21 protein-coding genes are annotated in these 19,202 nt (G+C 64.4%); 3 read left to right on the forward strand and 18 right to left on the reverse strand.

The annotated features are described in order from the left end of the window. Window positions 1-175: 175 nt before the first annotated feature. The 13 genes from ACIPVK_RS12080 to ACIPVK_RS12140 all read right to left on the reverse strand — a co-directional run bounded on the left by ACIPVK_RS12080 (window position 176) and on the right by ACIPVK_RS12140 (window position 11,467). Window positions 176-454, reverse strand: a complete 279-nt coding sequence (locus ACIPVK_RS12080) for an Lrp/AsnC family transcriptional regulator (RefSeq protein WP_132363902.1) — start codon at window positions 452-454, stop codon at window positions 176-178. 57 nt (window positions 455-511) lie between these two features. Then, window positions 512-895 (reverse strand): DUF3054 domain-containing protein, encoded by a 384-nt coding sequence (locus ACIPVK_RS12085; protein ID WP_407612228.1) that lies wholly within the window; start codon window positions 893-895, stop codon window positions 512-514. Window positions 896-963: 68 nt separating this feature from the next. Then, on the reverse strand, window positions 964-3,261 hold the full coding sequence (locus ACIPVK_RS12090) for a hypothetical protein (protein ID WP_407612229.1): 2,298 nt from the start codon (window positions 3,259-3,261) through the stop codon (window positions 964-966). 184 nt (window positions 3,262-3,445) lie between these two features. Further along, entirely contained in the window at window positions 3,446-4,003 is a 558-nt protein-coding gene (locus ACIPVK_RS12095) for a dihydrofolate reductase family protein (RefSeq protein ID WP_407612230.1), read from the reverse strand. 152 nt (window positions 4,004-4,155) lie between these two features. Next, a complete protein-coding gene (locus ACIPVK_RS12100) occupies window positions 4,156-4,425 on the reverse strand; it encodes a CHY zinc finger protein (RefSeq protein WP_407612231.1) in 270 nt (89 codons plus the stop codon). Window positions 4,426-4,478: 53 nt separating this feature from the next. Beyond that, entirely contained in the window at window positions 4,479-5,090 is a 612-nt protein-coding gene (locus ACIPVK_RS12105) for an energy-coupling factor transporter transmembrane component T (protein ID WP_407612232.1), read from the reverse strand. Then, the gene (locus ACIPVK_RS12110; protein ID WP_407612233.1) at window positions 5,084-5,776 is read right to left on the reverse strand and encodes an energy-coupling factor ABC transporter ATP-binding protein; all 693 of its coding nucleotides are present in this window, start codon (window positions 5,774-5,776) and stop codon (window positions 5,084-5,086) included. Before ACIPVK_RS12110 ends, ACIPVK_RS12105 begins: the two co-directional genes overlap by 7 nt. Continuing rightward, the gene (locus ACIPVK_RS12115; protein ID WP_407612234.1) at window positions 5,773-6,897 is read right to left on the reverse strand and encodes a thiolase family protein; all 1,125 of its coding nucleotides are present in this window, start codon (window positions 6,895-6,897) and stop codon (window positions 5,773-5,775) included. Before ACIPVK_RS12115 ends, ACIPVK_RS12110 begins: the two co-directional genes overlap by 4 nt. Beyond that, the gene (locus ACIPVK_RS12120; protein WP_407612235.1) at window positions 6,887-8,011 is read right to left on the reverse strand and encodes a class I adenylate-forming enzyme family protein; all 1,125 of its coding nucleotides are present in this window, start codon (window positions 8,009-8,011) and stop codon (window positions 6,887-6,889) included. Before ACIPVK_RS12120 ends, ACIPVK_RS12115 begins: the two co-directional genes overlap by 11 nt. Continuing rightward, window positions 7,969-8,598, reverse strand: a complete 630-nt coding sequence (locus ACIPVK_RS12125) for a biotin transporter BioY (RefSeq protein WP_407612236.1) — start codon at window positions 8,596-8,598, stop codon at window positions 7,969-7,971. The genes ACIPVK_RS12120 and ACIPVK_RS12125 overlap by 43 nt, the downstream gene beginning before the upstream one ends. A 563-nt stretch (window positions 8,599-9,161) precedes the next feature. Then, complete coding sequence (locus ACIPVK_RS12130) at window positions 9,162-9,959, reverse strand: SGNH/GDSL hydrolase family protein (protein WP_407612237.1); 798 nt, start codon at window positions 9,957-9,959, stop codon at window positions 9,162-9,164. A gap of 6 nt (window positions 9,960-9,965) precedes the next feature. Next, on the reverse strand, window positions 9,966-10,325 hold the full coding sequence (locus ACIPVK_RS12135) for a hypothetical protein (protein ID WP_407612238.1): 360 nt from the start codon (window positions 10,323-10,325) through the stop codon (window positions 9,966-9,968). An 8-nt stretch (window positions 10,326-10,333) separates the two neighbouring features. Further along, entirely contained in the window at window positions 10,334-11,467 is a 1,134-nt protein-coding gene (locus ACIPVK_RS12140) for a glycosyltransferase family 4 protein (protein ID WP_407612239.1), read from the reverse strand. 737 nt (window positions 11,468-12,204) lie between these two features. On the opposite strand from ACIPVK_RS12140, the gene ACIPVK_RS12145 reads away from it, so the two are divergent. Further along, the gene (locus tag ACIPVK_RS12145; RefSeq protein WP_407612240.1) at window positions 12,205-12,654 is read left to right on the forward strand and encodes a GNAT family N-acetyltransferase; all 450 of its coding nucleotides are present in this window, start codon (window positions 12,205-12,207) and stop codon (window positions 12,652-12,654) included. A 204-nt stretch (window positions 12,655-12,858) separates the two neighbouring features. Beyond that, on the forward strand, window positions 12,859-13,275 hold the full coding sequence (locus ACIPVK_RS12150; protein ID WP_407612241.1) for a hypothetical protein: 417 nt from the start codon (window positions 12,859-12,861) through the stop codon (window positions 13,273-13,275). A gap of 51 nt (window positions 13,276-13,326) precedes the next feature. Here the strand turns inward: ACIPVK_RS12150 and ACIPVK_RS12155 are convergent, their stop codons facing one another. The 3 genes from ACIPVK_RS12155 to soxR form a co-directional block, all read right to left on the reverse strand. Then, window positions 13,327-13,881: a GNAT family N-acetyltransferase gene (locus ACIPVK_RS12155; RefSeq protein WP_407612242.1), complete on the reverse strand. Its 555-nt coding sequence runs from the start codon at window positions 13,879-13,881 to the stop codon at window positions 13,327-13,329. 524 nt (window positions 13,882-14,405) lie between these two features. Continuing rightward, window positions 14,406-14,861, reverse strand: coding sequence for a hypothetical protein (locus ACIPVK_RS12160; protein ID WP_407612243.1), 456 nt, complete (start codon window positions 14,859-14,861; stop codon window positions 14,406-14,408). A 309-nt stretch (window positions 14,862-15,170) separates the two neighbouring features. After that, window positions 15,171-15,656: a redox-sensitive transcriptional activator SoxR gene (gene soxR, locus ACIPVK_RS12165; RefSeq protein WP_407612244.1), complete on the reverse strand. Its 486-nt coding sequence runs from the start codon at window positions 15,654-15,656 to the stop codon at window positions 15,171-15,173. Window positions 15,657-16,018: 362 nt separating this feature from the next. Between soxR and ACIPVK_RS12170 the strand changes: the two genes are divergently transcribed. After that, window positions 16,019-16,690, forward strand: a complete 672-nt coding sequence (locus tag ACIPVK_RS12170; RefSeq protein WP_407612245.1) for a VOC family protein — start codon at window positions 16,019-16,021, stop codon at window positions 16,688-16,690. Between the two features lie 681 nt (window positions 16,691-17,371). Here the strand turns inward: ACIPVK_RS12170 and ACIPVK_RS12175 are convergent. Continuing rightward, entirely contained in the window at window positions 17,372-18,307 is a 936-nt protein-coding gene (locus ACIPVK_RS12175) for a CU044_5270 family protein (RefSeq protein WP_407612246.1), read from the reverse strand. Beyond that, window positions 18,304-18,900, reverse strand: coding sequence for an RNA polymerase sigma factor (locus tag ACIPVK_RS12180; RefSeq protein WP_407612247.1), 597 nt, complete (start codon window positions 18,898-18,900; stop codon window positions 18,304-18,306). The genes ACIPVK_RS12175 and ACIPVK_RS12180 overlap by 4 nt, the downstream gene beginning before the upstream one ends. Window positions 18,901-19,202: the final 302 nt, after the last annotated feature.

The following is a 19,202-nucleotide window of genomic DNA, read 5'->3' on the forward strand; positions in this document are numbered from 1 at the left end:
CATCGCAGCACCCCATTACCTTTCTAGACATCCCCAGCACCCAACCCGTTGGGCAAGAACCGGGATTGCCGGCCTGTTGGCCCCGGCGCGGGGGGCCCCCCCCCCCCGGCGGCCCCCCCCTGCGGGGGCGCCCCCCCCCCCCCCCCGGGCCATGCGCAGGGCCAATGCCCCCTCGTTACTCGAGGCCGAGTGAGAAGGCCGCGTCCAGGTCGTGGCTGGAGTATGCACGGAACGCAATATGGGTTTGGGTTCCGGTGATGCCGGGGACCTTGGAGAGCTTGTTGGCGATGACCTCGGCCAGGTCCTCGTGGTGGCGGACCCGGGCGATGGCAATGAGATCCCAGTCGCCGGCGACCGAATACACCTCGGAGATGCCTTCGATGTCCGAGATCTTTTCGGCGCACTCGGGAATGCTGTCAGAAGCGGTTTGGATCATGACGAATGCAGTGACCACGTGTATACCTCCAGGTGGTTATGGGCGGTGGTTGCCTGAACTTGATTTGAGCCTAGTTCAGGATGCGGACGTGCGCACGCGGCGGCGCGCAATGAGGTTGGTGACCAGGCGGCGGCCCACCAGGAACACACCAAGCACGATCGTTGCCACGATGATGAACGGCACCGCCGCGGTGGCGCCGAACAGCACGCGCAGGGCGAGTCCCAATGCCACGGTCCCGAGCCAGACGAGTACGCCGGTGGGCCAGATCCGCGAGTGGGTGCTCCACGGGCGCGAAAGCAGCGTCAAGGCGGCCAGCGCCAGCAGGAAGGGGGCCGCCGTTTGGAGCACCCCGAGGACGGTCAGTGAATGTTGGTGGGAGCCCCGTCCGCTCAGGGCGAAGATCAGGACGAGGACCACGTCGATCGCGAAATATGCGATCCAGGTCTTACGAGAGGTCATGCATCTATTCTACGGCGCGTAGTACGTCCTTGTGCCCGCCGCGGGTTGCGCGTCCGGCTGGCTCGGCACTAGGGGCTCCGGGTTGGCGCCGAAGTCGGTTGCCCGGACCTCGCCGGCGCGGACGGCCTGGCCTTGGCGGGAGTCGGCGCGGGTCGCTTCGCCTGGACAGGGCGGGGGATCAGGTCCAGTTCCACCAGGACCGTCTTCTCGGTGTAGCCGAAGACGCGCCCCGACGGCGCGGCCGCGAGCCGGCTACCGAAGCGCTGCTTGCCCCGGGGGCTGCCGATCACGGATTTGGTGCCGGCGCGGAAGTCCACGACCGTGGTGGTTCCCTTGGCGCTGTGCACGAGCTTGGAGCCGTCGCCCACCTGGGCGATGTCGGCGTTGGCCCATCCGGGCCGGTTGGCGGCGTTCCGTGCCTGGGTGAGGCGATGGCGGCGGACCAGTTTCCCGTTGGCCGGGTCGATGATGTTGATCCCCTCGATGTCGGCGACCACGAGCCATCCGGCGATGAGCTTGGGCGCGTAGAGGGCGCCGGAAGAGGTGACCGGGGCGGTTTCCCAGATCTTCTTCTTCGTGGCGATTTCCAGCTTGAAGACCTTGGCCGGGCCCTTGGTGTCGGGGATGCCGTAGCCGTTGCGCACCGAGGATGTCCCGTAGAGGTAGCGTTCGTCGGCGGCCAGCCCGATGATGGAGTGGGCCTTGACGAAACCGGTTCCGCCGCCGTCGAGCACCCAGGCGACCTTGTTGGTGCGCGGGTCGATCATTCCCAGCACGCCGCCGGCCCGCCCGTAGTCCGGGACGGTGCCGAAGAACACGTTGCGCGAATTCACGGCCCAGCCGAAGGGCCGGGACTGGTGGTACTTGCGGCTCAGCCGCTCCAGCCGCACATAGCCGTCCGCCCGGCCCTTCTTCCGGCTGTCGAGGCCGATGATGTCGGCGGAGCCGTATGAACCGAGGTAGCTGCGGGTGGGATCGAATTCGATCATGCCCTCGATCTGGTTGACCACGTCCTCCTCGTCGGGGGAGTGCCAACGGGCCCCGGTGTCGGGGTTGACGGCGGCGAGCCCCTTGCCCATGTAGCCGCCTACGTAGACGCTGCCGTCGGAGTGGCCCAGCAGAGACTGGATCGTGAATTCGCCGTCGGTGAGCGAGACGGTACGGACCTTGTCGACCTTGCCGGTGGCGAGCGTGAAGAACTCGATGCGCAGGCCGGTGGGGATCTGGCTGGCCACGAGCACCTGCTTGCCGTTGGATGCCAGCACCAGGGGCGAGCTTGTGCCGACGGGGCCCAGTTTGGTGTCCCGCCAGGTCGTGGTGTCCGTGGCGTAGAGGATGTCCTTGGAGATGGTGAAGACGCGTGCTCCGCCGGCTGCCCCGGAGGCGCGGCGGGCGGCCCAGACGCGTTCGACTTTCCCGGCCCATTTTCCTGTTCTCGGGTCCAGCAGCAACTGGGCGGCGACGTCGCTGGCGCTCACCGCGACGCGGTTCCCGAGCACGTCGATGGAGGAGATGAAGCCGTTGGGCATCGGCTCCGGCAGCTGGATCTCGGTGCGCCGACCCGGGTTTGAGGCGGGGAAGGTGAACAGCCTGGGGTTGCGCGATCCGGTGCCGGCCCAGACTTGGTCGTCCGGGCCGATGGCCAGGCGCCGGACGTAGTCGCTGTCGGCGGCGAGGCGTTTGTGGACGCGGATCCTTTTGGTTGCCGCGGCGTAGGTGAAGGTGGCGCCCAGCGGGTAGGTGCCGCCCCAGAGGTTTCCTGCCGAGTCCAGTTGCAGTTCGTAGAGCGTGGTTGCGCCGGGGACCGTGCCGATCCGGCGCGCCTGCTTGGGGCTGCCGGGGCTCCAGGACAGCAGGTTGCCGCCGGTGCAGAGGTAGAGGGTCTTGCTTTCGCGGTGCCAGGCCATGGATTCGATTCCGCCGTTGTGGCTTCCGGGAATGGTCACCACGTGCGCCGGCGCCCCGGCGTCCGGGTTGACGATCTGGAGTTGGTTGACCGGTCCGACGATGGACACCGCAAGCCAGGGGACAGGTGCGGCGGTGAGCCCGGGAAGCGGCACCACGGCCTTGACGCTCAAGGCCGGGAAGGCGCCCTCAAAGCGGGAAATGGCACCGCGGGTGTTGGCGGCCGGTTTCAGCGGGGTTCTCAGCAGGGGATCACGGGTGCGCCACGGGGGTGGTCCGGGCTTGGCGGTGGGCGTCGGCCGGACGGTCGGGCCGGGGGTTGGCGGCGTCGGGTCAGCCGCCGGGGCCCGGACGGGGAGGTGCGGGGGAGAGAGCGCGACCCCGCCGGCGGCCAGGGCCGCGAGGGACAGCAGCCCGCGTCGGGTCAGCCGATGCGGATCCTGCGGGGAGTCGTGGGGCACTGTCGTCTTCCGGTGGTCTCAAATTGGCGCTGACGGCCTTGAGACTAACAGCCGCAGATGGACGGTTGCAGGTTGTGCACGCCGGAGCATGTCGCATCTCACACACGCATGCAAGCGATTACGCCGCTTGGGTTCGGAGCGGACGGGGGGATTTCCCGGCGGGGCCGCCGGCATCGTGCCGGGGCTACGGCCGGTGCTCCACCGCATAGGAATGTATGACGGTGCCGTTGTCCAGGGTCCGTGAACCCGCCAGCTGCAGCAGGGCGGCGGAGGTGTGGTGGACCAGGAGGCCGGCGTCGGGCGCATTGCCCAGGAAGAAGGGGTGGATCCACAACCGGATCTCATCCAGCAGCCCGTGCTCCATCAGCGTGCCGGCGAGCCGTCCGAACCCATAGGTCACGATGTCCCGCCCCGGTTCGTCCTTGAAGCGTGTGATGGCCGCGGCGACGTCGCTGTCGATGATGACGCTGTTGTCCCACGTGGCCTCCCGCAAGGTCGTGGAAACCACGTATTTCCGCAGGGCGTTGATGCGGTCGGTGTAGGGATCGCCCGACTGCCCCTGCCAGACGCTGGCGAAGGCAAGGTAGGTGTCCCTGCCCAGCAACACGGCATCGCACTTCTCGATGAGCTCCTGCTGGATCGCGGCCCCCTCGTCGCGGGGGTCTTCCAGGACCGGCCAGTGCTGCGGGTTCGTGATGACGCCGTCGAGCGTGACGTAGGTGGAGTTGATGATCCGCCTCATGTGGGTTCGCTCCCTGGATCGTTGCCGTTGCCTTGGTTGCCGATGCAACAAGGCTCGCAGTCCGGCATGGAGAAGGGAACCCCCGCCGCGGCGGCAATCTGCCGGATCGATGTCCCCGTTCCGGGAACCGGGCCGGGAGCCGCCGCACCGCATCAAGCCTGGAAGTACAGCTCCGTGTGCAGCTTGCATCCCGGGTTGAACGCCGCGGCGCAACCCGGGCACGATCCGACGCCGAGGTACTCGGTGATCGCCAAGAGGTTCCCGCAGACGCCGCAGAGCACTGCAGGCTCGTCGCGGGACCCGACCGGCCACTGCGCCGCAACGTGGTCGGCGGCCTCCGCATGGCAGAGATGGCACGGATAGAACTCGCCGCAGCATGCGAACTTGATCGCCACCACATCCAGCGGGGTCCGGTAGTGCACGCAGCGCGTCTGGCCATCGACGACGGGCCCCAGCACGTGGGGACGGCCGGCGTTCAACGCACGCCCCGCGCGGTGAGCGCGTCCCCGAGTTCGTCGGCGTGCTTGAGTGCCACGATGAGGAACGGGACGACGAAGGTGCGCGGGTTGTTCCGGGCCCCGCGCGCCCGCTGTGCGTCGCGCACCTCGCCCGCCCGGCGTCCGAGCACCGGGATGGTGCTGATCGTCACCGTGAGCAGCAGCGCGATCCGCTGCGGGTCCAGGCCCAGCAGTTGAAGGGGGCGCAGCCCGCGCTCGATGGCGTCCAGCAGTGCGGTCACCCGCGTGGTGAGGGCCAGCAACGCAGCGAGCACGATCGCGGCCGTGACCCGGGCGGCGTTGGCGACCGCGGGCTCAGGGCCCAGGAAAACCAGCTGGCTGCCGGCGGTGATCACGATGACCCAGCGGAGGGCGAACACCTGGCGGCCCAGTTCCCGGATCCCGGACCATCCGGGCCCCAGGCCCGCCACCGCGTAGCCCCCGATGCCGACCGCCGCGGCGACGGCCGCCGAAGACCAGTGCGACGGCAGCAGCGAGACTCCGAGCACGACCGCCAGGACCAGCAGCAGCTTCGGGCCGGCGGGCATGCGGTGCAGCCAGCCGGTGCCCGGCTTGTAGAGCGTCAGCATGCCAGCACCGCCTCGTACCTTTCGATGACCGCACCGGGTTCGCCGACGCCGACCAGGCGTCCGCCGGCGAAAAGCACGGCCTGCTCGCACCGTGCGGCCAGCGCGAGGTCGTGGGTGACCAGCACCAGCCGGTGCCCGGCGTCCTCGAACAGGTGGTCGGCGACGCGCCTGGCGTTGCGCGCGTCCAGGTAGGCGGTCGGCTCGTCCGCGATCACCAGCTCCGGGTTGCGCACGAACGCGCCGCACAGCGCGAGCAGTTGCTTCTGGCCGCCCGAGAGGTCGTGGGAGGCGCGTTCGGCCAATTCGGCGAGGCCGAACCGTTCCATCGCCGCGGCCACCCGTGCCTCGAGCTCGGCCGCCTTGAGGCGGTCGGCGCGCAGCGAGAAGGCGACGTCCTCGGCGACGGTCGGCATGATGATCTGCGCGTCCGGGTTGCTGAACACGACGGCGATGCGCCGGCGCAGCTCGGCGGCCCGGCGATTCGGGTCGATCCCCAGGATGCCCAGCTCGCCCGAGGTCCGGGGGACCAGGCCGCCCAGCAGCCGGGCGAACGTGGATTTGCCCGAGCCGTTTTCGCCGATGACCGCCACGGTGCGTGCGTTCAGATCGAGGGAGATCTCCTGCAGCACGTCGGTGTCTCCCAGGCGCACCCCGACGTCCTTGAGGTGGATTGCGCCGGTGTTCATCGGACCACCTCCAGCACGGCGGCGATGCCCATGCCGCCGCCGATCGATGCCGCGGTGACCCCGCGGGTCCCCGCCGGCGCCCCGGCGCGCACCAGGCGGCTGAAGAGGCGCACCACGGCGATGGCGCCGCTGGCGCCCCACGGGTGGCCGAGTGCCAGCGCGCCGCCATCGGCGGAGAGGCGCGGGTCGTCCTCCGCGATCCCGATCCTCTCCAGCACCGCCAGGGACTGCGCGGCGAACGCCTCGACGATTTCCAGCGCCGAAATCTCCGCCAGTTCCCATCCCGCCGAGCGCAGGGCTGCTTGAATGGCGCCGGCGGCGCCGATGCCCGGCAGCGCCGGATCGCAGCCAAGAACGGCGGACGCCCGGATCGCGAGCCCGGGTGCGGAACCCGCGGGTCCGAGCACCAGGGCGGCGGCGCCGTCCCCGATCCGCGTGGCCGTGCCCGCGGTGAGCGTTCCTCCGGGGAAGAGCGCGGGCAACCGCGGGAGCAGCCGCTCAGCCCCGCCGATCGCGTCGTCATGCCGGAGCCCGGCCAGCGGCACCAGCTCGGCATCGAAGCGTCCGGCGTCCCGTGCGGCACGTGCGCGGGCGTGGCTGCGGGCGGCATGGGCATCCTGGCGGGCGCGCGGGATGCCGTCGTGCACGGCAAGGTCCTCGGCCGCCCGGGTCATGCCCGGGTCGCTGAAGCCCGCGGGGGCAAACGGTGCCCGGTCATAGGGGACACCGCCCACCGAACGCACCGGCGCCGTGGACGCGCTCTCCACGCCTCCGGCGACGCGCATCCGCCGGTCCCCGGCACGGATCGCGGCCGCGGCATCGAGCACTGCCGCCAGGCCGCTGCCGCATTGGCGGTCCACGGTGGCGCCGGGAACCTCGTGGCCCAGCCCGGCCGCCAGCGCGGCGATGCGGCCGGGGTTCCCTCCCGGTCCCATGCAGTTCCCCAGGAGCACGTCGGCCACGGTGATCGGCGAACCGTGCACCGCTTCGGCGTCTTTCAGGGCTGCCCGGATCACCGGAGCCGCCAGTTCCTCGACGCGCAGGTGCGCCAGGCCGCGGCCGCGGGTGCCGATCGGGGTGCGCCGGGCGGCGATGACCACGGGATCGTTTTCAGCGTGCAAGGGACTGCACCTCCCCGGCCAGGACCAGGCGCATGGCCTCGGCGCGTGCGGGCTTGCCCGATGCGGTCCGCGGGATCTGCCCGGCGAACCATTGCCGCGGTCGGTGCGCCGGTGTGAGCCCGGCGGCGGCCAGCGCCCGCAGGTCGGCCGGGGCTCCGCCGTCCAGCTCCAGCAGCGCCGAGACCAGGGCCCCGACGGGCCCGCGCGGCAGGCCGAACACGATCGCGTCGCGGACGCCCGGGATCGAGCGCAGCACCGCCTCGACCTCCTCCGGGACGATCGTCGCCGAGGCGCTCAGGATCGCGTCGTCGGCCCGCCCCAGCAGGCGGAGCCGGCCGTCGACGAGCTCCGCGCGATCGCCGACCGTGGCCCATTCGCCGTCCCGGCGCAACGGCCCGGGGGCGCCGGCATAGCCGGAGGCAATGAAGGGCGAGCGCACCCACAGAATGCCCTCCCGGACCCGAAGTTCGACCCCGGGGAAGGCCCGCAGCCCGTCGCCCGTATCGCAGGCTACGAAGGACAGCTCGGCCGCACCGTAGTAGGCGGTCACGCGGATTCCCGCGGCCTCGGCGCGCCGGCGCAGTTCCGGGTCGAGATGGGAGCCGCCGACCAACGCGGTGCGCAGCCGCGGCGGTGCACCGGCGTCGAGAACGGCGCGTAGCGCCTGCGGGGTGCCGTGCAAGGCGTCGGCGTCCGGGGTCGGGCGCAGCACCGCCTGCGGGCCGCCCGAGAGTGTATGGGCGAGGGAGAACAGGGTGAGCGAGGAGGCCGGCGGGGCGGGGAGTGCCACGGTCTCCCCGGGCCCGGCGTCCAGGAACCGGCTGACGGCGGCGAAGGAGTCGGCCCACGATTCCGCGCTGCGCAGCACGATCCGCGGCGCACCGCTGCTGCCGGAGGTGAGCGTCGCCCAGGCGGTTCCCTCGGGAAGCTCCGCCGTCGCGGCAGCCGCGACCATGGCGTCCCAGTGGGTTTTCGACGACCGGGGATCACCGACCAGCGGGACGTCGCCCGCGTCCCGGATCCGCCCCAGGCGCTGAAGCAGCCCGGGTTCTGCTCCGTTGACCGGGATGATCACCGGATCCGCTCCGGGACCGGTGCCGTTTTGGAGGCCCACACGCGGGCGAAGGCACGCGGATAGGCCCGGACCAGCGTGGTCACGATGATGGTCGCGGTCACGGCCTTGATCAGGTCGCCGGGTACGAATGCGAGGCTCATCAGCACCGTCTCGCCCAGCGGCAGGCGCGTCACCATGCTCTGCACCGGGATCCCCACGGCGTAGATCACCAGGATGCCGCCGGTGAGCACTCCGACGAGCGTCCGCCACGGCACCGGTTTGCGCCCTGAGGCATGCACGATCAGGCCGATGACAAACGCGCCGACGACCCAGCCGAGCAGGTATCCTGCCGAGGGACCGAAGAAGACGCCGATGCCGCCGCGGCCGCCGGCGAGCAGGGGCAGGCCGATCGCGACCAGCGCCATCAGAACCGCCATCGAGAGGGCGCCGAGCCACGGCCCGAGAATGGCGCCCGCGAGCATCACCCCGAGCGTCTGGACCGTGATCGGGACTCCGCCGGCGACGGTGAAACCGCCCGGCAGGCCGAGCACGGCGACAATTGCCGCGAAGACGGCGACCCGTGCGAGAGCGGTGGCGTCGAGACGCCGCCCGGCGGAACGGTCGGGGAAGGTGCGGGCATTGGTCATGGGAGGATCCTTCTCGGTTTCAATCCTGAACGGCACTCACTTGAACACCGTCCAATTGAACGGTGTTCAGGGACGGTGTTTACTATAGTGACGCCGTGGCGAATGGCGCAATGGCCGCTGTAATACTTCGACGTCGCGGCCCTGCGGGTTCTCGACGGGCACCGGCCTGCCAACCTCGCGATGCGTGCCAATGCGGTCAAGCCAGGGTTTCGGCGTTCGTCCGGCGAGCACGGCTGGAAACCCCAAAATTCGGCTCCAGCCTTGGGAAACAAAGGAACCCATGTGGAGCTTCCGAGGGAGCCGTCAGGGCAAATGGCAGATTGCAGGAGGGGGAGCGCTAGCGCCATTTGCTGGATTGGAGAAGTCCATGTGATGGGGCACCGTGATGTCCGATTGGACGCGCGCCTGCACTCGCTGCTGAGCCGACACCGAACCCTCCGAAGCCAGGGCGAGCGAGGACCTGGCCCGCCAGCTCCGGCCATGCGCTCAGGGAGGTTCCCGGGGCCAGGCCCGGCGGCCCCACGGGGTCGCTTGCGGCCAGGGCTGGACGTCCCGGCACCGCCTTATCGGGTCAGCTTCTTCAGGCCCTTCTTCGGCGGCACCCGCACCGGCTCGGGCCACCGGGGGCTCAGGGTGTCGCCCAGCGTGGTGCCCCGGAGCTTGCGCCCGAACATGGGCAGCACCCACTCGGTGACCCACACCCGGTGTTCCCGCGCCCGCTGTCGCACGCCGCGCGATGCCTTCCGCTTGTCCCGATGCGTGATGGCGTGCGGCACTGCAAGAACATCCAGGACCCTCGCCGCCAGGTATTTGTGCCCGGCCTTGGACATGTGCAGCCGGTCGGACGCCCACATGCGGGAATTCGCGTAGGCGGTGAAGGTGGCGTAATCCACCAGGATGGCACCGTACTTCGCGGCGATGCGCCGGACGCCGTCGTTGTAGGCATGATTCTTGCGGCGCAGGGGCCCCAGAATGGGTGAAACCTCCACGTCGTAGCCGGTAAAGAGCACCAGCGTGGCACCCGTCTGCGCCAGCCTGTCGATCAGGAATTCATACTCGGCCAGGATGTCAGCGATCTTCGTTCCAAAGTCCATGACGTCATTGCCGCCGGCATAGAGCGTGATGAGCGTCGGCTTCAGGGCGATGGCCGGCTCCAGCTGTTCCGCGATGATGTGCCGGAGTCGCTTGCTGCGGATGGCCAGATTTGCGTATTCCCATCCCGGGGCCTCGCTGGCGAGGGCCTCGGCCACCCGGTCGGCCCAGCCCCTGACGCCATTGGGCCGCCGCTTGCTGCTGTCACCGACTCCCTCCGTGAAGGAATCTCCCAGCGCAACATAGCGTCCCGGTCCGTGGACAATCATGTGGAGCTAAGCGGCTTCGCGTGATGCGGCCGAGTGCGGATCCGGCAACGCTGGCGCTGCTCTGGTCGGCAGGAACGACGATTCCGACGCGTAGGCCGCCATGGACCGTGGCGTCCCGCCGCGCAGCACATGCATTCGCGCTTGGGTCGGCTCCGCCGAGTCGCCGGTGAAGGCGTTGCGGCGGTCCTCGACCCCTACATGGAGCAAGGCGCCAAGACCGGGCCCTTGACAGGGCACCGTGCCAATGGCCAACCGGGCGACCCGGGCTTCATCCGCGACCTGGCCCATGAACGCATGATCCATGCGTGCAAGCGTGGGCAGATGCCTGGGGCCGCGTTGGCCCCTGCGGATGCCTGAAATTTTCATTTGCTGCCTCAGAGGGAAGCCCGAAGCCGCGCGTGCTCCGCAATGGCCTGGGTGTAGAGGGTCATCAGCTGGTCGCACACGACGTGCCAGCTGCGGCCCTGGACTTGCTGGAATGCCGCCGCCGCAAAGGCGGCACGTTTGGCGTCGTCGCCGATGAGGTCCATGGCGTAGTCACGCAACTGGGCCAGATTGCCGGGTGCGTAGAGCCAACCCGTGCGGGAGGAGTCCACGAGATCCACGGGGCCGCCGCGACCGGTGGCAACGACGGGGACACCTGATGCCATGGCTTCCTGGATGGTCTGGCAAAAGGTTTCGAGTTCGCCCGGATGCACGAACAGGTCAAAGGAGGCCATGGCGGCGGCCAACTCGTCACCCCCAAGGAAGCCCGTGAAGTGGGCCTTCGGCAAGAGTGATTCGAGCACCTCCCGCTGCGGTCCGTCACCGACGATGACCAGCCGGGTGTCGGGTATCTCGGCGAGGGCCGCCAGGTCCTCCACCTGCTTTTCGAGGGCCAGGCGCCCCACATAGCCGATGATCTTGTGACCCTGGGGCGCCACCGTGCGACGAAACTCTGCGCTGCGCTTACCGGGGTGGAAGCGTTCGGTATCCACCCCGCGGCGCCACAACTCCATCCTCGGGATGCCATGGCCCTGCAGTTTTTGCATCGAGTCGCTCGAGGGAACGAGTGTTTTCGTCGCTGCAAAGTGGATGCGTTTCACACGCTGCCACGCCCAGTTTTCCAAAAAGGGCAGGCCGTATCGGGCAGCGTATCCGGGTACGTCGGTTTGGTAGATGGCTACCGAGGGGATATCCAGGGCCGTTGCGGCCCGGACGGCACGCCAGCCCAGAACAAATGGTGAGGCCAAGTGGACAACGTCGGGATTGAACTCAGCCAACAGGGCCTTCACCCGCACCACCCCTCCAATGGCAACCCGGATGTTCCGGTAACCGGCGAGGGGAACAGCCGGCAGCCGCCGGATGGTTGCGCCTTCCATCGTGGGCGGCGCGTCCTCCAGCGTCGAGGGGGCGATGACCAAGACCTGGTCCCCGCGCGCATCCAAATGCTGCAAGACCTTCAGCAGCGAATGGGTAACCCCATTCATCTCGGGAAAGAACGATTCAGCAACTATGGCAGCCTTCACGCCTCAAACATGGGCCGTGAAGATTGCCAACTTGCGCGGCTGCAGGAACTTTGCGGTGAAGAATGGGTGAACGGCTGCACCCAGAGCTGTGATCGATGCACTGACCACGCGTCCTGTTGGCGCTTCCGGTGACCTGCAAAATGTGCCTGCGGTCGTTGACCGTCCGGGCAGACGCGTGGGCATGGCACGAATGTCTGACCGTCGAGCATAGGCCCGTGGTTGTCTGGGAGACTTCTTCCCCGTCGAGTTTCACCCCACTTCTTCGGCCTTCACGTCCAGGTCTATGGCGTTCCCGCAGACACGGAGCATGAAGAAATCCGGGCCCTGGGAATGCTGGGGGAGGGACAGTCCCCAGATGATCCGGAAGGCAGCGACGAAATGCTGTTGACATTCGAGCGTCAACGGGCCGAACTATGCGGAAGCTGGATCCGTTGCTGTTCCGTGTGGGGAACGCTCTGCGGGACACTCAATTGTTTGATCTATTAGAGGTGCATGGTGTGAGGATTCCCCAGCTCGGCGTGAATGTTAATGCGGAGTTCAACGGCGGGATTACCCCGATGAAATCATCGTGATTCTCCTCCGCTCTCCGTGTGCGAGGGCGTGCCTAATGCGCTAAAACAGACGTTTGTTGCCAAGAAGTGAATACGGAATGCGGTGTAGGACTGCTCAAAACCTCGGGCAGCCTGAAGTAGTCGCGGGATCTGGCTTACGGGGCTTGCTCCCGTATTGTGAACCCTATGACGATAAATGTAAGGCGAGTAACTGTCGATGATGCTGAAGCGTGGAAGGCGCTATACAGCGGTTATCGCACCTTCTATAGGCTCCCGGAGGACGCTGCGGTCGTGGCGCAAACGTGGGAGTGGATCGTCAACGGCGAACACGGTTTGGTCGGACTCATCGCTACCGATGATGACGTGCCTGTTGGGCTGGCGAACACCCGTTGGTTCGCGCGACCCTCGTCTGCGGCTCTTGGTCTCTATCTTGATGATCTCTTCACCTTGCCGGACGTGCGATCGCGTGGGGTCGGGCGTGCGCTCCTCACCAGTGTGGCTCAAGTTGCGGGCGAGGGCGGCGCGAACGTCGTGCGTTGGATTACTGCGGCAGACAATGTGACTGCGCGGCGCCTCTACGATGATGTTGCCCGGGAAACCCCGTGGGTGACCTACGACATGAGCCCAAGCGTCTAGGCTCACCAAGACGCAGGAAGCCCCCAGTGGTTCATTGCTACTAGGTTCTTTGCTGTATCTGGGGCGGGAGTCAGTCCCCGCCCGCAAGTCGAACCTTTAGCGGACAGGAGTTCTTCGGCTGCAAGGTTGGTTTATCTTAACGGGTGATGTGCCGATGGTCCGGCGGCCGCAGTCATGTTTGATCGCACGTGCGAGACTGTCACTGTGACCATCGACATCAAAGCCATGCTCCATCGGGTCGTCGCCGAGGTGTTCGATCAGGACTTCACCGTGGAAGATGCGACTTCTAGCGATGACGCCTCGCGACTCGCGGTCCGCGTGATCAGTCGGCTCGAACAGGACCGCACGGCAATCATTCGTGCCTCCTCCGCGTGGATGGACGCTTTCATCCCCGAGCTGAACGTCCAGACCAGCGTCCTTGACGAAGACGATGTGGAGCAGGAGCAGGAGAAGGAAGATGAGCTTCGACGGCTCTGCCTTATCGCGCGTGCCTACCTTCGAGGCGAAGGGCGTATCGAACAAAAACGGCGGTTGTTCCGCCGGGGCACGGTTCCGGTCCTGAGGGTCGAGGTGAACGACCAGGAGTGGCGTCTTGACCGGAATCATTGGACGGTGCGGTAGGGGCATGCGGTTCTGGTGCCCCTAGAACGAAGCCTCTGCGGGACGGTTCGATCACCAGGGCGTGCCCCGAAGATCAATGTCGCCCTGGGGCCACTGGCTCGCGAGACGATTGGCCGAGCAGACGAGGTTTGGTCCGCCTTCGGACACTACGACGGAGGTCTGGTCGAGACGGGACAAGCACCGTTCCGTGGCGTTGACCTGGACCCATCCCGCCGACTCGTAAAAGGGCACTACTTCCCTTCGACACCCGAGAAATCCGAAATCGACTCCGGTTTCATCACGCATCTCTTTTTGAGCGAGTCGCACCGTTCGCCCGCCTAGACCCGTACCCCGATGTCGTTTATCGACCAAGACACCGCCCGTGCCGGCCACCAGGATTTCCTGGGAGCCCACCGAGATCAGACGGCGCTGGAAGCCGACGTGTGCTGTCAACGTTTGCCCTCGGAATGCCAGTACGTGAGTGTCGGCGGGGGAATAGCCGTAGGGAGCATCCGGGTTCCACGCGCCGAATTCGCTCCGGTACTCGCTGTCGAATAAGTCCTCAAGTGCGCTGCGTTCATCTTCGGTGAGGTCGACGTGCCGTCTCACTCGCATGACTTCATCCATGGGTAGAGCTTAGGCCGTTGCGTTGCCGCTGGTCACTGTCCGTAGACCGAACCTATACCGGCCCTTTTGGGCAGCAGTCATGGGATTGGATTCAAACGGCAGACCGAACTTCTGTGTGGACCTTGTGCGCTCGGCAGCCACTGGATGGGATGCGGTGTGCACCCTGCCCAGAATTCGTCGAGAGTGCAAAATGACCGGTCTGGGGAACCCGACTCATCGCCATTAACGGGTTCGTCGTTGAATGAATACTTAGCCACAATCATGCTCCGAGGACTTGCGCCATTACCGTCAATCTCAATGGCTTGGACCACGATGGTGTGTTCAAGCCACGGGCCAGCGAGAACTCGCCCGTAGAAAACGTCTTCACCGATGTCAATCAAGTGTTGCGATGGGGCATACCCTGTCCCTAGGTCATTTCTCATGATGGCCTCCCGGGGTTGGCGCCGGATTTTCAACCTCCAACTTAGAGTTCCTGCGGTACGCTCACCGCCCGGATGGGGAACCTCAATCGGACAGTAATCTGACTATTGGTGAGGTTCTTTGCGTTCCAGGTGCGCGGTGTTAGCAGCCTCGGCTTTTCTGCTGACCCAACTTATAACGCTGGACCACAAAACTGACACCGGCGCGGAACAGATGACGATTCCCGATATCAGGGTAATGACTACCGAGAGTGTTGGGTTGGTGAATAACTGATAAAGGGACCATAGGACCAAGAAAACAGCGGAAGTAAGGGCAAACCACGACAGGCTTAATGTAGCGAATCCTTTGATCACACCTGGCTTGTTGCGGCGGAACTTGACGCTGAATTCTACGGCGAAAACAGCAGTCATCACGACGATGAGGATGATTATGGAGGCAACAATTGGCCCCGCTAACTGACCTGTAACAAAGTTCATCAAGGTACCGCACCCAAGGATGTTTACCATCACGCTTCGAATCGAAGCGCTGTCCATACTTTCCTTGATCTGCCCCGGTGCCATTGTTTCCTTCTGGTTCCTCGTGGAAGGGATCGTTCTCTTCCCGGAAAGCTAACGCCATTTCCTTCTTATTCACCATACGGTAAGGAAATATCTTCATTCTTTTTGAAGCCTTGATGGCGTAGTCCGTTCGGCGTTGGGTGTTTCGCGTCCCCATTCCACGCTGTCCCATAAGACGGTCGATGACCGGTGGCCAGATTCTGGGTGGACGGGCGCATGAAATTCAACGTCTGGCCAGTCCGTAGGCGGAAAGCCTTGCGGGACACCGGCCGGACGAGGTTCGTCAGTGCTCCGGAGGGCAGAAGACGCTTTTCATCCGCTTGCAGCTTCTTCGCCGTCGTACTCCATGCTTTTCCGTATCCAACGAGAACCGGGGCCTTCAGATGCGGCCTCGTCGTGAGGATTGAAGAGGTGACACTTCTTGAGGGAGAGGCAACCGCAGCCGATGCATTCGTCGAGTGATCCTTGAAGTCTTTCCAGTTGGCGGATTCTTCGTGCCACCATCAGCGCCCAGTGGGTGCTGAGCTGATGCCAATCGTCTTGGGTCGGGGCCTTGTCGAATGGAAGTTCGGCCAGTGCTTCGGCAATCTCTGCCAGGGTCAGCCCTACGCGTTGTCCTGCGGCAATTACAGCCAGTCGTCGCAGGGTGTAGCGGCGAAAGAGGCGCTTGTTGCCGGTGGTTCGTTCAGAGGTGATGAGGTTACGGGATTCGTAATACCTCACGGTGGGTACCGACAAGCCTGACCTGCTTGCAATTTCTCCAATGGGCAGCAGGCTCTTGGGTGTGGCGGTAGTCATGTGCTCATGCTTGCATACCGTTAGCTTGACCTCAAGCTAACTTTAGCTAGTTCGATGGTGCGTACGCCCTCGAACACAAGGAGCAACTTGACTGCCATCTTGATCCGGAACGAACACGACGCCACCACAATTGGGGATCGCGAAAAAGACTCGATACTTCCTAGCCCTGCATGGGAACGACGCCAATTGTTACGGCTCCTGCGGAAACGGATCCGGGAGAGAGCAGACTCAAGGCGAACGGCGGTCATCCCGCGACCTCACGAATCACCCCAGAGCATTATGGCCGGAAGTTTCGGCTCGAGAATCATCTGACCGACGGATACCTCCTCATGAACCGATTTCCAAGGGAAGGAATATAGATAATGAAAATCCTCAACGTATCAATCACCGTCCGTGACCTGGAGAAAGCAGCACAGTTCTACCGCGACGTTCTGCTGCTGCCCGTCGAAACGACTCCCACTAGCGCGGAGGTCGCCATTGGTTCAAGCCGACTAACGCTGACCACCGGGGACGGATTTGAGGGCGTCCATCACCTCGCTTTCGGAATCCTTCCCTCAGAGTTCGAACTGGCCCACGAATGGCTGGCCCGCCGGGTGACAATGCTCGAGGCAGACGGCTCGGAGCTCATCCTCGGTTCGGATGATTGGAAATCTCGGTCGTTGTATTTTCTGGGCCCCGAAGGCATCATCCTGGAGTTCATTGCCCGCGACGCCGATGTGTCCATAGTTTCCAGTGGCGGTGAAAACCCATACATGGTGTCCATCAGTGAAGTCGGCATCGGAGTGGAAGACGTCCTGGCCACCGTAGCGACGCTGTCCGAAGATTTGGCCATCCCCAATTTTTACGATCTTTCCAGCACATTCGCTTCCATGGGTGGCCATGACGGTCTCCTGATCGTTGTGCAACGAGACCGGCTCTGGTTCCCCAACAAGGTGTCGAAATCGGCTCGCGGTCCTCTCGTGGTTCAGATCGAATCGCCAGCGAGGAAATCGCGGGTAAATCTCGGCTCGGGAATCTCAGTAGTCAGTGGATAGCCAAGGCCAAGACAGGACTTCATTTATAACGAAGACATGCGGCCAGAAGATCCCTTGAAGACACTAGCAACGTGTTCACCTGTCATTTTTCGAAGTCGACTGCACTGCTTTTGGCGTCCGATTGGGGAACCCTCACCGGTCAGATTTAAGGATCTGGCATCCATAGGTCTAACGAAGTCTGGAAAACAGCACGTAGACTCACGGAGAAGCTCAGTTCCGCTTCGATGGAGGCCAGGTAATGCCGAGGATTTACCGTAGTGCTCCGATTATCATCATGATAGTTGTCTTGATTGTCTTCGCTTTCACTCAGTGGCTTCCACTGCTGTTATTACTTCCCGCGGGTGCGGGAATGATGCTCGCCGGTAAAGACGGATTCACGAATAGTCTCCACCAGAAATCTCGCGAAAACGAGCCTCCATATGAGTAACCCGTCGCTAAGGCGAAGTGACCGCTTTTTCCTCAACGCCCGTTGTGCACGCTGCGGCGGCAGCCCCATTTGGGGAACCCTCTACGGGACGCTCCAAGAATCCGCCAGTCCCGCCACGATCCGTCAAACTTTTTGACAGTCTTCTCGACAACGACGATACGGTCGTTACGATCTCCAGAAGAACTGGCTATCGCAACGACCGCAAGAATCGGCCCGGTTGTCGGAGCGAACCGATTCCGGTAGTGCCGTCTTTCCTACTTCGGTATCGAATCAACGATCTGGTAATCGATGGCAGTGTGGCCGGTTACATTGTTGATGCCGAATCCAAAGGCTGCAATCGTCATGACATCTCGCTCGCCGATCACCAACCCGGTATTCGGGTCAATGATGATCTCCGAACGTTCCCCGCCACGCAGCGCCTCGGTCCGACCAATCGCGGTTCCGGACCTCCCGTCGGAGTTCTTTTGGTTCTCGCTAACGCTCACCCCGGGAACCAAAGCCAACGCCTCGTAGAGTCCGGCGCGCAAGTCGGCAGGGACCAAGCCCGTTCTGAGCAGATCGGTGATCCGGACAAAATTGTCTTCGTCACGGGATGCGGAACGGCCTTGGTACTGGCTGTTGAAGAGTTCGTACAGTGCCTTTCCATCGCGCGGCATAGTCTCCATCTCCTGCAACCCCACAACGGTCCACGGGGAATCATAAAAATCACCATATTGGGCACGGACCACTTCCCGCCGTGTTTCCTTATCACCCCAGTCCCGGTCAAGTACCCACTCCTGGTTAGCGTCGGACGGAACATAGACGTCGATGTTCTGCGGTGCCAGATGAGGTTTGATGCCGTCTCCGGCCACCAACCAGTTGGCGTGCGTCGAAACGAGCAAATATTGGCCATTGCCAGGCACCGGGTCTGTGAAGTTCATCGACTTTTCCGCCGTAGCATGCAGAACCTCTGACGCATGCGCGCTTTGGATCGTGACGTTGAGCTGTCCGACCACCATCAGCCCAACACCGGCTGCGGCCAGCGCGAAGATCGCCCGAGTCTTGCGACGCGGTCTGTTGGGTTGAGGGGAGGCCTTCCCTGCTTGGGTCTTCCGGCGGGGAAATTTCCCGGTCGCAGTGTCGATGGGCATCGCGACAAGTTGGGCGCGCAGCGCCTGGTTTCTGTCCGTGGGGATCTCGTTGGTCTTCATGGTGTTGTCCTTCCCAGCATGGTGGCCTCTTGCTCGCGGGTATCTCGAATGTCGGTGTATAGGTTTCCGAGCCTGGCTTTGGCACGATGCAGCCTCGATTTCACGGTGCCCTCGGCTATTGCCAGGGCTGTGGCGGCTTCACGGGTGCTCAGTTCCTCAACCACACACAGCGTCAGCACGTCGCGGTCTAGGGGCTTGAGTTGCGCGAAGGCTTTGCGCAAGTTGGCTGCATCGCTGTCGCGTTGTTCCGCTTGCGCGAAGGTCTCGGCAATATCTGCCGATGTATCAGGCGGTGGAAGCCGACTGAGCAGATGCCGATATCGGCGTTGTTGTCGGGCGTGGTTCCGGATCGTATTGTTCGTGGTGACCAGCAGCCATGCGACGATCGATCCGTTGACGAGGCGCACATCGGCTCTGCGTCGCCACGTTTCGTAGAAAACCATGGCCGTTACGTCCTCTGCCACGTGTATCGATGCGACGATCCGCATGGAGTGGTTCAGTATCCGGGTCCGGTGCCGGTCAAAAAGGATGCCGAAGGCTTCACCGTCTCCATTGGTCATCAACTGCCAAAGCGCCTCGTCGGAGACTTCCATTTCCCTGCTCATACCCTCTAGTGTCCGATCAGCTGGAATGGTTCCATGATCGGGTCCTAATTCTTCGACGGCCGCCGAGCTCTTTGGATCAGCAAGGCAACGCCGGCTGCAAGATTCGAGAGTGAGGCACCAATCCAACACCTTACGCAACGGCTATTTACGCAGCGATCACGAGCACATCCACATGTTTCGAGAAGCTACTGCCTCGGGAAACTTAGGCGAGGGGTTCCGTGAAGCACCCGGCATGTCAGTTCTTCGAAACGACTACCCAGGATATTCAAAGATTTGTGCCCAACGATTTC

Source organism: Paeniglutamicibacter sp. MACA_103 (genome assembly GCF_045798555.1).
Lineage (GTDB): Bacteria > Actinomycetota > Actinomycetes > Actinomycetales > Micrococcaceae > Paeniglutamicibacter.

Excerpts from the sequence above, each read along its gene's own strand:
- ACIPVK_RS12085 (WP_407612228.1), bottom strand. The coding sequence starts at position 895 with ATGACCTCTCGTAAGACCTGGATCGCATATTTCGCGATCGACGTGGTC.
- ACIPVK_RS12095 (WP_407612230.1), bottom strand. The coding sequence starts at position 4,003 with ATGAGGCGGATCATCAACTCCACCTACGTCACGCTCGACGGCGTCATC.
- ACIPVK_RS12105 (WP_407612232.1), bottom strand. The coding sequence starts at position 5,090 with ATGCTGACGCTCTACAAGCCGGGCACCGGCTGGCTGCACCGCATGCCC.
- ACIPVK_RS12110 (WP_407612233.1), bottom strand. The coding sequence starts at position 5,776 with ATGAACACCGGCGCAATCCACCTCAAGGACGTCGGGGTGCGCCTGGGA.
- ACIPVK_RS12125 (WP_407612236.1), bottom strand. The coding sequence starts at position 8,598 with ATGACCAATGCCCGCACCTTCCCCGACCGTTCCGCCGGGCGGCGTCTC.
- ACIPVK_RS12130 (WP_407612237.1), bottom strand. The coding sequence starts at position 9,959 with ATGATTGTCCACGGACCGGGACGCTATGTTGCGCTGGGAGATTCCTTC.
- ACIPVK_RS12135 (WP_407612238.1), bottom strand. The coding sequence starts at position 10,325 with ATGAAAATTTCAGGCATCCGCAGGGGCCAACGCGGCCCCAGGCATCTG.
- ACIPVK_RS12145 (WP_407612240.1), top strand. The coding sequence starts at position 12,205 with ATGACGATAAATGTAAGGCGAGTAACTGTCGATGATGCTGAAGCGTGG.
- ACIPVK_RS12155 (WP_407612242.1), bottom strand. The coding sequence starts at position 13,881 with ATGGATGAAGTCATGCGAGTGAGACGGCACGTCGACCTCACCGAAGAT.
- ACIPVK_RS12160 (WP_407612243.1), bottom strand. The coding sequence starts at position 14,861 with ATGGCACCGGGGCAGATCAAGGAAAGTATGGACAGCGCTTCGATTCGA.
- soxR (WP_407612244.1), bottom strand. The coding sequence starts at position 15,656 with ATGACTACCGCCACACCCAAGAGCCTGCTGCCCATTGGAGAAATTGCA.
- ACIPVK_RS12170 (WP_407612245.1), top strand. The coding sequence starts at position 16,019 with ATGAAAATCCTCAACGTATCAATCACCGTCCGTGACCTGGAGAAAGCA.
- ACIPVK_RS12175 (WP_407612246.1), bottom strand. The coding sequence starts at position 18,307 with ATGAAGACCAACGAGATCCCCACGGACAGAAACCAGGCGCTGCGCGCC.
- ACIPVK_RS12180 (WP_407612247.1), bottom strand. The coding sequence starts at position 18,900 with ATGGAAGTCTCCGACGAGGCGCTTTGGCAGTTGATGACCAATGGAGAC.